The following is a 13589-nucleotide window of genomic DNA, read 5'->3' as shown; positions in this document are numbered from 1 at the left end:
TATTTTAAAGAAAAGGAGGAGTAATGAAGGAATATTATTTAATAAATGAAGTCTCAAAAATAACAGAAATCCCAGTTTCTACATTGAGATACTATAGCAATGAAAACTTAGTTACTCCTGCTTTTAGAGATAAAAGCAATAACTATAATTATTATTCTTTAGAACAGATTTTTAATTTAAAATTGATAAACTATATAAGAAATCTGGGAATATCTCTGGAGCAGATAAAAGAATATATCTTTACTAAAGAAGAGGATAAGTTTGAAAAGATATTGAAAGAAATAATTTCTGAAGTTCAAAATAAAATTGTATGTTTAAAAAACCAGAAAAAAATTTTAGAAAAGCACTTGATGAATCATAAAACAGGTAAGAATATAGAATTAGACATCCCCTTTATAAAAGGGTTTGAAGATATAAAAGGAACAGAGATTTCCCCAGAAGAGAAAATCTTTGAAAGATTTCCTCTTAAGTTTGAATATAAGTATTTTGGATTTAAATTTCTTAAAAATGATTTACAAGAAGAAATAAAAGGATCCCACTTATATATTTCTTTTAAAAACAGGGAGAATAAATCTGTTGTTTTAAATAAAGGGAGCTATATTTGTATGTGGAGTGAAAGTCTTTTTAAGAAAGAGGATATATCCAACAGTATAGAGAGAGTTCAAAAATGGGCTGAATTAAAAGATATTTTAATTTCTCAGAATATCTTTGTCTTTTTTGAAGAGGAATACACTCTGTTTAAAGAAAATTCTAAGATAAGGTACTTAGTTATGATTCTAATAGATAATGAAATATAATCAAAAAGAAGAAGCTGTCTAAAAAGTCAGATTATAGTTCTGATTAATAAGACAGCTTCTTGTTTTAATATGTAGAAGAAGGCTCCTCATCTTCGTAAAGGAAGCTTTGATCCTTCTCATTTTGTTTGAAATATTGAAAATATCTGTTTCTGTCTCCTTCAAAAAGTTTTAGAAGAATAACATTACATACCTCTGCATGAAGTATAAAAGAATTAAAAAAACTTGTATTATCTGTTTCAACTGGGATAAATATAGAAGCATAAGAAGCAATTTTAGAGAAAAGATTATTTGTAATAACAACTGAAGGAACTTTTTTAGTATGGAGAAGCTCCATCATCTGTACTTCATCTTTCAGATATTTAGGAACACTGAAAAATATTACACAGTCATCTTTTGTCACATGGGCTATTTTTTCAAATAATCCATATCCTCCTTCAGATATTGTTACAGCTTCCAGACCTAAAACCATGCAATGCCATCCAAGCATTTCAGCAACAGCTCTGCTGCTTCCTACCCCAATAACAAATATTTTTTTTGATGTCTGCATAAGCTTTACTACATTATCTATTTCTTCTAAATCTAAATCCATGTAAAGTTTCTGCATATTTTTAATATCAGCATTTATCATTTTCTTAACACTGTTATTATCCTCTCTGTCATTGTTCCAGTTATCTAGCATTTTATCAATGACACTTTTTCTTGCTTCCAATTCTTCTGCAAGATATTCTTTAAGTTCATTATATTTAGAAAATCCTATTTTCTTAGAAAATCTCAACACTGTTGCATCACTGACATTGAGCTCTTTTCCAAGGTCTAAGGAAGTCATCATGATAACTTTTTTAGGGTTACCACAGATATATTCTGCTATTTGTTTTTCAGCTTTAGTCAGGTTATTATAGTTTTTCCTGTACAGCTTTGCAATTCCAGTCATGAATCATACCTCACGTTTCTTTTCTTTTATCATAAAATAATTTAATAATAAAAGCAAGGAATATTTCTAGACATTCATGCATATAAGAGCTGAAATGATGATACCTGTTCCCACATACTGACGCATTGTGAGCTTTTCTTTAAAGAAAAGAAAATTCACAAGATTGACTAAAAGTATAACCGAAATACTGTATGCTGGAAATACCAGATAAGCAGGAAGCACAGCTACAGCTTTTAGTTGAGCCAGAGTAGTAATCTGATTGGGAATACCTATAAAGAAACCAATAAGTATTTCTTTTTTACTCAGATTTTTAATGCTTTTGATGCTAAGTATAAGGCTGAATATAAAGGAAAAAACAAAAGTATAGAAAATAAAATGCCCTTGCAGATTTGAATTTCCATAATATCCATATATCTTTGCTAAAGTGTCTACCATACCTCCAGCCATAAAAAGAGCTATAAGAAGTAAGGGAGAAACCTTGCTTTTTTCATCTTTCTTATCTTTTTTGTTGATGTAATAGATAGAAAAGATAGCTAAAATACATCCAATTATCTGCATTTGATTAGGATATTCCTTAAACAGTATGACAGATACAAGGATAGGGATAAGGAGCCCCAGTCTGTTGTATGTAGTAGTGAGAGGAGCTCCATTTTTCTTCATATTTACCTGCATAAGATAAAGACAGGTAATGTATAAAACGGCATTTATCACTGCGAGGAAAAGTGTATATTTGTAATCTCCATCAAATGAGAATATACTTTCCTTTCTAATAACAAAATATGCCAATATACCTCCAAAAAGATAGTTAAAAGTATTTACATTAAAACGATTGCTTTTTTCCTTTTCTGACAGTCTTATAATAAAAGTCATAAAGGTATTTGATAAAACTGCTATGATCAGATACAGCATCTATTCACTTCCTCGACTTCCCTATCTTTGATAGATGATTTTTCCATCAAGCATAGTGAAATCAACTTTGATATTTTTTATCTCTTCATCTGGCACCTGAGAAAGATTTCTGTCAATAATAACGAGATCTGCCAGTTTATCAGCCTCTATACTTCCTTTGAAATTCTCTTCTCCATTTAGTACAGCACCATTATATGTCATCATTCTCAAAGCTTCAGTTTTATTTATTTTTTCTTCATCTCCAAGAGAATAACCTCTAGAACCTTTTCTAGTTACAGCTGCATACATATTTATAAATGGATTCAAATTTGAACAAGGCATATCAGTAGTAAGAGAAACTACAATTCCATTATCCTTGTAAGTTTTTAATGGAGTAAAACTTGTTTGCTTATCCCTAGGGAGCAGAGAATCATAGCCATCTGCTTCTACATATATGAAACTTGCCTGAGCAGCTACCATTATTCCTACTTCACTCATTTTTTTAAGAGTTTCTTCACTTGGGTAATAAGCATGAATTATAGAGTGCTGATGTTTTCTAGGGTTAGCTTTAACAGCTTTGTAGATAGCATCTACAGCTTTATCTATAGCAACGTCTCCCATTACATGAATACCTATATCCCATCCAGAATCATGAGCTGACTTTATATATTCATCAAGTTTAGTGATATCCAATCTCAATGGAAATTCTCTCAATGAATCCTCCCCTTTGTAATTCCAAGATTTTAGAGCTGTCATAGATGTAAGCCCTCCATCTATTGCCATTTTTAATGAAGAGTAACGTATCCAGTCATTTCCGTAACCAGATGAGAAATCGTAATCATTAAGAAGTTGATCCAGCTCTTTTTCATTTTGCTGCAACGTGAAACCATGCCAGTTAGGCATAAGATTTATTCTGCATCTAAGTTCATTTTTCTTTAATAAATCATGATAGGCTTTGCATACACCAGAACTTACTCCTGGTTCTGTTATACTTGTAATTCCATATTTATTGTATTCGTTTATTGCAAGAGATATAGATTTTTCTAATACTGGAATAGAAGGTTCCCCTTCTCCTGCTCCAAAATCGTCACTTCCAAAAGGTCCAGGCATAACTTTTCTTACTAAAAGAACAGCATTTCCATGAAGAACACCAGTAGGCTCTCCATTTTCATCTTTTTCTATATGTCCTTTTGGAGGATCCAGAGTGTCTTTATTTATACCAGCCAGTTCCAGTGCTTTGGAATTTACAGAACATGCACCAAATATTCTTTCTAATACAACTGCATTATGAGGAGAGGCAGCATCTAAATCATAACGATTTGGAGCTCTATTTTCTTCAAATTGAGATTCTATCCAGCTTCCTCCTTGTATCCATGTCCCTTCTGGAACTTCATTTATTCTTTCTATGATTTTTTCCTGAAGCATTTTCATGCTGTCGATACCGAAAAGTACTATTCCCTCAAGCATTAAACCAGTTTCCCATGCATGATTGTGAGCATCATTAATCCCTGGGATAAGACTTCTTCCATTTAAATCTATCAATACAGTTTTGTCAGTTTTCATAGCCATTATTTCATCATTACTTCCAACAGCAGCTATTTTATTTCCTGATACAGCAGCAGCTTCATAAATATTATCTTCTGCATCTACTGTATGAACATTTCCATTATAGAAGATATAGTCTGGAAAATATATTTTCGATTTATTCATCATTGTACTCCTCCTAAAATTTTACCATTTCTTTTTTCAGCTATCTTAGAGAATATGAAGAGAGCTGTTACTATTGATATTGCTGTAACTATAAGTCCAAGTATTGGAGAGATAAGTCCTCCTACTAGGAAACCTATGATTGAAGATATTCCAACAGTCATACTGTAAGGAAGCTGTGTTTTTACATGCTCTACATGGTCAGAACCAGCTGCTGTAGATGCAAGTATAGTAGTATCTGATATAGGAGAACAGTGATCTCCAAATACTCCCCCGCTCAAAGAAGCCCCTATCATAAGTTCCATTGGTACTCCAAATGTGTGAGCTATTGGAAGAGATATCGGCATAATTATAGCCCATACACCCCAAGAACTTCCAGTAGAGAATCCAACGAAAGCTCCAACTACAAACAGGAATGCAGGCATAAGACCAGCAGCTATATTGTAGTGTGCAACTATATTTATTAAATAACCTTTAAGATCCATAACCCCTGTCAATGAACCAATAGACCATGCTAATACTAAAATAATTGGAATGTCAGAGTTTAAAGCAACTCCTTTACAGAACATAGGAACAATGTCACCATATTTAAATATTTTAGATTTTGCACCCATTATTCCAGCAGCTATCGAAGCAACTAAGAACCCAGTAGTGATAGAAAGAGATATATTTGAATTAACAAAAGCCCCTCCTATACCATTTTCACCAGCTTTTCCAGTCCATAGTATCATAGCTATCAATGTAGCAAATAATGCAAGAAGTGGAATAACAAAACTAGCCAGTGTTATATTTGAATCTTTAAATAAAGTCTCTTCATCAAGATCATATTTTCCCATTGGGTTATCTGTTTCTCCTATAAGCTCTCCAGTTTCAATAGCTCTCTTTTCAGCTTTATACATAGGTCCTATATCCAGATTAAATATGATAACAAAGAACAAAGCAAGCATACCAAACATAGCATAGAAATTGTATGGTATAGATTTCAGATATGTAGTCCAAGGATTATCAGTTATCCCCAGCATAGCAAACTGAGTAGCTATTAATCCAATAGCATAAGTACTGTAGCTTGTAATTGGAGAAAGTGTTGCAAATGGACACCCCATAACGTCACATATGTATGCAAGCTTTACTCTTGATATTCTAAGTCTTTCAGTAATTGGTCTCATGATAGCTCCAAGTGTAAGAGTTGGCTCTGTAAAAATAAAAGCAAATGCTGCAAAATAAGCTGTAAGCTGAGCACCTTTTCTTGTTTTTACTCTCTTAGAAGCATAATCCCCAAATGCTTTAGCTGCACCAGAAACTTTTATAAGATATACAAATCCCCCACAAGAAACAATAAGCATTATCATTCCTGCATTCCAGCTGTTCCCAATCAGCGGAATAAAAAAATCAGAAATCATTTTTGGAAATCCAATTATTGGGTTCCAATCAGAGATGATTGTAGTACCGATCCACAGACCTAAAAAAAGTGAAAAAACTGTTTGCTTTGTCACCAATGCCAGTATAATAGCTACCAGCGGTGGGATGACAGATAAAATTCCGTACTCCATAATTTTGCCCTCCTTGATTTTAGATAAAAGTTATTAAATTTAGCCAATGTAGTAGTTACTATATTTATAATTTAAAAATGTAGTAAAGTCAAGATAAATTTTTTTTAAAGTTTGTAAGAAAAACTTTTTTTTAAGATAATTGTATAAAAAAAATAGAATGAAAGAGGATTAATAATATAAATAAAAATTTTAGATAATATATAAAAAATTGTAAATATTTGATTGATCTGCTACAATTTAATAAGATAAAAGTTGTAAGAAAAAGGGGGAATTATTATGAAAATAAAAAAAATAGATAGAAAATCATATATATTTTTGGAGAAAATTAGATTAAATCAGGAGGAATTAAATGAGTGAATCAAATCAAGTAATTACTTTAAGAGAAATCAATGAAGATAATTATGATGAATGTATTAAGTTGGAAGTTAATGAGGAACAGAGTGCTTTTGTTGCTTCAAATATCTATTCCATAGCACAGGCATATATCTACAGGGAAACAGTTAAGTTATTTGGAATATATGCAGAAGAGATGCTTATAGGTTTTGTTATGCTTAATATGGAAAAAGATAAAGATGAGTATTGGATATGTCGTTTTATGATAGATAGAAACTATCAAAAAAGAGGTTATGGAAAAAAAGCTATGAAAGAGATAATTGATTTTTTTAGAAAAGAAAAAATCAGAAAAATAAATCTATCTTTTGAACCAGAAAATATATTGGCTATGAAGCTGTACTCAGCCTGTGGATTTAAAGAGACAGGAGAAATGGATGAAGATGGAGAAATCATAATGGAAATGAGAATCTAATAAATAAAAAGCTGATATAGAGTAATAAAAATTTATCTCATATCAGCTTCTTTTTATATACTATTTACTATGCTTGCTTATTAATTTGGGTAAATCTTTCCATATAAATACTGTAGACATAGCTGAAGTATTGTCAAAATAATTGATAAAATCATTAAGATATACAGCTCCTAAATATTGATAAATTTTTTCAGCTTTGTCATTTCCTCTAAGAATAGAGATAGTCATAGTGTCATAGCCATTTTCCAAAGCAAATTCAGCAGTTTTTAAGATAAGAGATTTTCCTATTCCCTTACTTTGAAATTCAGGAGACACATGAAGTGAATCTAAATAGAGACATTTTTTGAGATGTCTGTAAGGTTTACTTGCTGCAAGAGATGTAATAGTTCCTTTGTCATCTAAATGAAGAAAAATAACATTATTATCATTTTCTAAATACTCTTCCCATTTTTTCTCTGCTTGTGCATAAGTTAGAGAATTGAGATAATCATCTGGAAGAATATTTTTATATGTTTTTCTACGACTGTCTATATAGATTTTCGAAATAATTTCTATATCAGTTTTTTTAGCTTTTCTAATCATTTCAGCTCCTTATCTGGTACCTGCCAGCAAAATTATTATTGACCATATACATATTATTTTGTCATATAATTTAAAATAGAAATAATATATTAGAATTTAGATTTTTTATAAATGAACCTTATCTCGATATATTTTTTTCCATAACATAGTTAGTAAGAGAAATTCCTATTCTCTCTACCTGCTGTTTTTTTACCAATGTATATCCCAGCCTTTCAAAGAAGGGTTTAGCTGTGATTGAAGCCTCTGTTATTATTGTGCATATACATATTTTCTCTGCATATTTTTCAAGTTCCTTAACTATAGCTGATGCAATTCCCATATTCTGATAATCCTTGTGAATAAATAACCTATTGAGATAGCCAGTTTTTTCTATATCTCCAAAACCTACAATCTCTCCATTGATTTCAGCAACAATAGTAAAATTTTCAGAAAGAGACTTTTGCCAGAGGGCATATTTTTCTTCTATATAGTTATCAGGAGCCCATACAGAAAGCTGCTCATCATTATAGTCTTTTTTATTTACATTCCTAACTGTATCATAGAAGAGTTTTAATAATTTAATACAATCATCAGGATTATATTTTCTCAATATCATAGGCTCACCTCTTTAGAATATTATATAGCTAAAGCTGAAAGAAAACAACAGAAATAAAACTGGTAAAATTTAATTAAATTTTTAAAAAAGTGGAATTTTTATTAAAAGTATAGAGGAGAAGATTATGTAGTATAAATTACTAAGAGGCCATATATTCATACAACAAATGATAAATTTTACAGAGAACTAGGAATAAATGAATATCTATATTATTGACTTTCTTTTACTAATATGATATTATTTTAGTATGATACAGACCTTTGCACACCTCTAACTTTATTTTTGTTATGTGGCCCATGCAAGGGTCGATTTTTTTTATAAGGAGTCATACATGAATATTGAAAATGATAAGTTTATTAAATTTATTAGTTCACAATTAAAGCCTCCAACAACATTTGATGAACAAATTAATAAATTAAAGAATAGAAATCTAGTTATAGAAAACGAGAATTTTGCTAAAGAAGTTTTAAAAAGAATTAACTATTACCATTTTACAGGATATTTACATGACTTTAAAGATTTAGCAAATGACTGTTATCCCAAAGAATTAACTTTTGATTATATTTATAAAATTATAAAATTTGATATGAGAATTAGAAATATATTTTTATATGGAATGGAAATTATTGAAAGAGATTTAAAAACTTCCATTTCATATAATTTTGCACACAGTTACTCAGAAGGAAATATTTCTTACATGTTTAGCAGAGATTTTAAGGATAAGGATAAACATTCAAAATTTATTTCCTTTATTAATAAAAATATTAGAGATAATGAAGAATTGCCTTTTATTCAGCATCATAAATTAAATTATCAAGGCTATTATCCTATATGGGTTGCAATAGAATTGTTTACTTTAGGAAATTTAGAAAATTTTTATGTATTGCTTGATAATAGTGTTCAGAAAAAAATTGCAAAAGAATATGGGTACAGCAAAATACAGTTTGGAAATTGGATTGAAGCAATGAGAAGATTTAGAAATATGTTGGCACATGATATGAGACTTTATAATTATAAAGTGGTTTCAACACCAGCTAAAACTAAAGAATTTCCAATAACTACTTATAAAATTTTTGATTATGTTTTAGTAATGAGAATATTAATTAGAGATAAAGAAGAATGGAATAATAAAATTTTAAAAGATATAAAGAACACTTTTAATGAATTTTTAGAAGTTATTGATATAAGTTGTATAGGATTTCCAGAAGATTGGGAGAGTTATTTAAAAATTGATAATAAAAATATTGAAAACCATAGTTAACTAAAGATATCCTTACAGATACATGTATTGGAGGAAATCCAAAAGATGTAGTTTTAGAAGATATCTTAGGATTATATGAAGTAGCTTATTAATTTGATATTTTACAAATTAAAAATACTATAAATAAAAAAAAAGGAAGCTCTAATCAGCTTCCTTTTTATATTTTTCTCCATTTGGATTTTCTTCTTTTATTTTTTGTCTGAACACTTCTATATATGAAAAATCATTTTTGTTATATGATATTTTCATTGAAATATCTTTTCCATCACATACAGTAGATTCTCCATCTTTCAAAGAATATATTTTGATAAGAAATTTTAAATTAGAAGGATACTGGCTTTCTTTCTGTGCTACCTTCATTACTTCCATATGAAGTTCAAATAATGTTTTGAATTTCTTTTTAACTGTAAGATATGCTTTTTCTACAGGAGTATTTTTTAATAAAAGCTGTTCTAGAAAAATGTCAAAATTTCCAGTGAAATTTTTTAGAGCATATTCTGTATTAGTCCTAACATATTCCTCTCCATGTTCAGCTAGAGCTTTTAATATTATAGAGTATATTTCAGTAAAATTTTTAACCTCTTTCCCTATTTTCGTCATAATATCATTAATTATAATAGTATTACTATTTTCTACTATCTGTTTTTCAAGAGTAATTCCCAAAATTTTTGCACTTTTGTAATCTCCACTTTTATTTTTAGTGTATAAAAGAGGAAGGTCTCCATTATCTTCAAGATCTTTCAATACTGGAATCAGGAGATTTTTTTCAATATCATAATATCTTTTATATGATTCTTTGATTTCAAGAAGACTTCTTAAAATTTCCATAGGGATATATACACTGTCTTCTGGAGCTCTTTTTACATATTGGTATAGACGATATGAAAATTTTTCTCTGAATGTAAGAACTCTATTGACTCCAAGCTTTTCATAATTAGTTCCTTTTTTAAAAGAACTGGCTATTTCGTCAGGAAATATCAATGTTATATCATCACCAGATATATAGAAAGATTGAAGTATATTTAAATATGCAAGATACTTAGAGTTATTTGATGAAAGAATAATATATTTATTCATAAATAAATTAAGAAATTTTATTCCTTCTTCCTGTGTTTCAAAATCTAGATATTTTAAAAATTCTTTAAAAGGAAGAGTTACATTTTTATCTTTTATTGACAAAAATTTGATAAGGTTTCTTTCTTTTCTATTGAGATGTTTGGAAAATTCTACCTGAATATCTTTCTGAAGTATATCAAAACTCATAAAAATCCCCTTTTTAAAAATTTTTTTATATTTTTGAATATTTTTTTTCTGAAAGTTAAACGAAATACAATTATTTTATTTTCGTCATATCTACTAAATCATACCATATACTATATTTTATTTCAAGAATAATAATTAAATTAGAACTTTAAAAACGATATACGGGCATAAAAATGTGATTTTTGACATTTTATTTGACTAGTGCTAATATAGGTGTAACCTTAAAAAATCAAAAATATCTAAGGAGGTAATGAACATGGATTTAGATTTAGAAGAAGTAGCAATGACAATAGTAGGTAACGCTGGTGAGGCAAGAAGTTTGGCTTATGAAGCACTTAGAGAAGCTAAAACTGGAAATTTTGATAAAGCAGAGGAACTTTTAAAAGAATCAAGAGAGAAATCACTTGTAGCTCATGGGATGCAGACAGAACTTATATGTAATGAAGCAGATGGGAATGGAATAGCTATGAACCTTCTTATGGTCCATGCTCAAGACCACCTTATGAACTCAATTCTTGCTAGAGAATTAGTAGAAGAGCTAATAGACTTATATAGAAGAGTAGGAGTGGAAAAATAATGAAGAAGTGGGCTATGATAGCTACTTGGAGAATGGCTGTTGAAGGTGTAACTCTAGGAGCTGATATATTAAAAAATGGTGGAAAATGCCAAGATGCTGTAGAAAGAGCAATAATGGAAGTTGAAGATTATCCATTCTATAAATCAGTAGGATATGGAGGACTTCCAAATGAAGTATGTGAAGTTGAATTGGATGCTGCTTTTATGGATGGAAAGACACTTTCTATAGGTGCAGTAGCTGGAATAAAAGATTATAAAAATCCTGTGTGTATAGCAAGAAAACTTAGTGCAGACAGATTCAATATATTTCTTGTGGGAGAGGGAGCAGAGGCTTACGCTCATAAGAATGGTTTTGTAAGACAGAATATGCTTACTGAAAGAGCTAAAAAAACTTGGGAATTGAGAATGAAAGAGATAACTGAAAAAAATCTTTCCCCTTATGATGGTCATGATACAGTATGCATGATAAGTATAGATTCAGAAAAAGATATGGCAGCAGCTACTTCTACAAGCGGATTGTTTATGAAAAAAAGAGGAAGAGTAGGAGATTCTCCTGTATCTGGTTCAGGATTCTATGTAGATAATGAAGCTGGTGGGGCAGCAGCTACTGGACTTGGAGAAGATATAATGAAAGGGTGTCTTTCTTACGAAACAGTTCAAAGAATGAAAAGAGGAATGTCCCCTACAGAAGCTGCTCAATCAGCAGTTACAGAATTTGCTGAACAGCTGAAAAAAAGAAGAGGGCATGCAGGAGCTATATCTGTTGTGGCTATGAATAATAAAGGAGAATGGGGAATTGGAACAAATGTAGAGTTTTCATTTGTCGCAGCAGACCCAGATAATGAACCTAAAGTATATCTTGCAAATCCTATAGAAGGAAGCAATGAGGTAAAAATAGAGATAGCTTCAAAGGAATATATGGAAAATTACAAAAGAAATATACAAAAACCACTGGAAGAAATATAAAAGGAGACGATGATGAGCAAAGTTATAACGATACTAGAAGACAAACTTGTTCCTGTAGCTGCATGGATAGCACAGAACAAATATATCAATGGAATAAGAAGAGCATTTATAATGATGATGCCTCTTTTAATGATTGGATCTATATTTTTGATGATTTCAGCTTTTCCACTACCAGCATATCAAAGAGGTATGACTAGTTTATTTGGTGAAGGATGGAAGGATATTCTTGATATCCCTGTAAGTGCTACATTTTCACTTATAGCTCTGTATGTAGCTTTCTTAGTAGCTCAGCAGCTTGCTAAACAATTTGAACTTGACAGTATTGCAGTAGGACTTCTGTCTCTAGCTTCATTCTTGATACTTACTCCATTGGGACATTCTACTGAACATGGAGCAGTTATTACATTTGACTGGCTTGGAAGTAAGGGAATGTTTGTGGCTATGGTTATTGGAGTATTAACAGTAAAAATATTTCAGTTTTTCGTTAATAGAAATATTCTTGTAAAAATGCCTGATGGTGTACCACCTGAAGTTATAAAATCATTTGAGGCTCTTATTCCAGGAACAGTTATCCTTGGAGCAGCTCTTCTTCTAAGACTTCTTATGATGCAGACAGACTATGGAACAATACATGACTTTGTATATAAAATGCTGGCTTTGCCGTTAAAATCTCTTGGAACTTCATATATAGGTTCTATATTTACAGTTTTTGCTATATCAATTCTTTGGTCTGTTGGAATAAACAGTGGTTCAATGGTAAATGGATTTGTAAGACCTTTCTGGTTGGAAAATCAGGTAGAAAATATAGCTGCATTACAAGCTGGACAGCCTCTTCCTCATGTAATAACTGAACAGTTCTTTGACATGGTATGGATGGGAGGAGCAGGAGTTACTCTTTCTCTGCTTATAGCTATATTAATCTTTGCAAAAAGTAAACATATAAGAAGTGTTGGAGCTATTGGAACTATTCCAGGAATATTCAATATCAATGAACCAATCCTGTTTGGACTTCCAATAATCCTTAACCCTATTATGCTTATACCATTTAATCTGGTAGCTATGGTAATGGTAACTACTCAATATATAACAATGAATCTTGGAATTGTATCAAAACCTTTAGGGATAGCTTTCCCATGGCCTACACCAGCAATAATCAGTGGATTTATTACAGTAGGGGATATTTCAGGAGCACTTATTCAAATAGTAAATCTTATCATTGGAGCAATGATTTATCTTCCATTCCTTAGAATAATAGATAAGGCAAGTAAAAAAGAGGAAGATGAAATGGAAAGATTAGAACAAATGGAAAATGAAGGAAAATAATTAAAAATTTAAAGTAAATATTCAGGAGGAAAACTATGAAAAAAATATTATTATTATGTGATGCAGGAATGTCAACAAGTCTTATGGTTAAAAAAATGAAAGAAGCAGCTGTAAAAAAAGGAATAGAAGTTGAAATTAATGCTTTAAGTATAGCAAAGTTTCAAGAAAATCTTGGTAACTATGATGTATTTCTATTAGGACCACAAGTAAAATATAAAAAAGCTGAATTAGCAGCAGTAGCTGAAACAGTAGGAAAAAAAGTAGAGATCATTAATACTATGGATTATGGTATGATGAAAGGGGATAAAGTTTTAGACCTTGCTCTTTCTTTAATTGACTAATTCC

The 13589-nt window shown here is 30.4% G+C and carries 14 protein-coding genes; 7 read left to right on the top strand and 7 right to left on the bottom strand.

Annotated elements, in window-relative coordinates; translation table 11 throughout:
* Window positions 1-23: 23 nt before the first annotated feature.
* Complete coding sequence (locus tag C4N20_RS06075) at window positions 24-797, top strand: MerR family transcriptional regulator (protein ID WP_005978505.1); 774 nt, start codon at window positions 24-26, stop codon at window positions 795-797.
* Window positions 798-861: 64 nt separating this feature from the next.
* Here C4N20_RS06075 and C4N20_RS06070 read toward each other — a convergent pair whose 3' ends face one another.
* The 4 genes from C4N20_RS06070 to C4N20_RS06055 form a co-directional block, all read right to left on the bottom strand.
* Entirely contained in the window at window positions 862-1728 is an 867-nt protein-coding gene (locus C4N20_RS06070) for a MurR/RpiR family transcriptional regulator (RefSeq protein WP_005978503.1), read from the bottom strand.
* Window positions 1729-1794: 66 nt separating this feature from the next.
* Window positions 1795-2637, bottom strand: coding sequence for a DMT family transporter (locus tag C4N20_RS06065; RefSeq protein ID WP_005978501.1), 843 nt, complete (start codon window positions 2635-2637; stop codon window positions 1795-1797).
* 21 nt (window positions 2638-2658) lie between these two features.
* A complete protein-coding gene (locus tag C4N20_RS06060; RefSeq protein WP_005978499.1) occupies window positions 2659-4329 on the bottom strand; it encodes an amidohydrolase in 1671 nt (556 codons plus the stop codon).
* Window positions 4326-5873: a Na+/H+ antiporter NhaC family protein gene (locus C4N20_RS06055; RefSeq protein ID WP_005978497.1), complete on the bottom strand. Its 1548-nt coding sequence runs from the start codon at window positions 5871-5873 to the stop codon at window positions 4326-4328. Before C4N20_RS06055 ends, C4N20_RS06060 begins: the two co-directional genes overlap by 4 nt.
* 349 nt (window positions 5874-6222) lie before the next feature.
* Here C4N20_RS06055 and C4N20_RS06050 point away from each other — a divergent pair, with 349 nt between their 5' ends.
* Complete coding sequence (locus tag C4N20_RS06050; protein WP_005978494.1) at window positions 6223-6678, top strand: GNAT family N-acetyltransferase; 456 nt, start codon at window positions 6223-6225, stop codon at window positions 6676-6678.
* Between the two features lie 60 nt (window positions 6679-6738).
* Here C4N20_RS06050 and C4N20_RS06045 read toward each other — a convergent pair whose 3' ends face one another.
* On the bottom strand, window positions 6739-7260 hold the full coding sequence (locus C4N20_RS06045; RefSeq protein WP_005978492.1) for a GNAT family N-acetyltransferase: 522 nt from the start codon (window positions 7258-7260) through the stop codon (window positions 6739-6741).
* Between the two features lie 118 nt (window positions 7261-7378).
* Window positions 7379-7855 carry a GNAT family N-acetyltransferase gene (locus C4N20_RS06040; RefSeq protein ID WP_005978490.1) on the bottom strand — a complete coding sequence of 159 codons (477 nt, stop codon included), beginning with the start codon at window positions 7853-7855 and terminating at the stop codon, window positions 7379-7381.
* Between the two features lie 331 nt (window positions 7856-8186).
* Between C4N20_RS06040 and C4N20_RS06035 the strand changes: the two genes are divergently transcribed.
* Window positions 8187-9116, top strand: a complete 930-nt coding sequence (locus C4N20_RS06035) for an Abi family protein (RefSeq protein WP_005978487.1) — start codon at window positions 8187-8189, stop codon at window positions 9114-9116.
* Between the two features lie 141 nt (window positions 9117-9257).
* Here C4N20_RS06035 and C4N20_RS06030 read toward each other — a convergent pair whose 3' ends face one another.
* Window positions 9258-10379 (bottom strand): replication initiation protein, encoded by a 1122-nt coding sequence (locus C4N20_RS06030; protein ID WP_005978484.1) that lies wholly within the window; start codon window positions 10377-10379, stop codon window positions 9258-9260.
* A 256-nt stretch (window positions 10380-10635) separates the two neighbouring features.
* Between C4N20_RS06030 and C4N20_RS06025 the strand changes: the two genes are divergently transcribed.
* The 4 genes from C4N20_RS06025 to C4N20_RS06010 are packed head-to-tail and all read left to right on the top strand — an operon-like array spanning window position 10636 to window position 13585.
* Complete coding sequence (locus C4N20_RS06025) at window positions 10636-10956, top strand: PTS lactose/cellobiose transporter subunit IIA (protein ID WP_005978481.1); 321 nt, start codon at window positions 10636-10638, stop codon at window positions 10954-10956.
* Window positions 10956-11921: a glycosylasparaginase gene (locus tag C4N20_RS06020; protein WP_005978478.1), complete on the top strand. Its 966-nt coding sequence runs from the start codon at window positions 10956-10958 to the stop codon at window positions 11919-11921. The genes C4N20_RS06025 and C4N20_RS06020 overlap by 1 nt, the downstream gene beginning before the upstream one ends.
* Before the next feature lie 12 nt (window positions 11922-11933).
* Window positions 11934-13244 (top strand): PTS sugar transporter subunit IIC, encoded by a 1311-nt coding sequence (locus C4N20_RS06015; protein WP_005978476.1) that lies wholly within the window; start codon window positions 11934-11936, stop codon window positions 13242-13244.
* Window positions 13245-13279: 35 nt separating this feature from the next.
* Window positions 13280-13585: a PTS sugar transporter subunit IIB gene (locus tag C4N20_RS06010; protein WP_005978473.1), complete on the top strand. Its 306-nt coding sequence runs from the start codon at window positions 13280-13282 to the stop codon at window positions 13583-13585.
* The last annotated feature ends 4 nt before the right edge of the window (window positions 13586-13589 follow it).

The sequence above is a fragment of the Fusobacterium ulcerans genome, from assembly GCF_003019675.1.
Classification (GTDB): Bacteria; Fusobacteriota; Fusobacteriia; order Fusobacteriales; family Fusobacteriaceae; genus Fusobacterium_A; species Fusobacterium_A ulcerans.
This window is presented reverse-complemented; position numbering and strand designations above follow the sequence as displayed.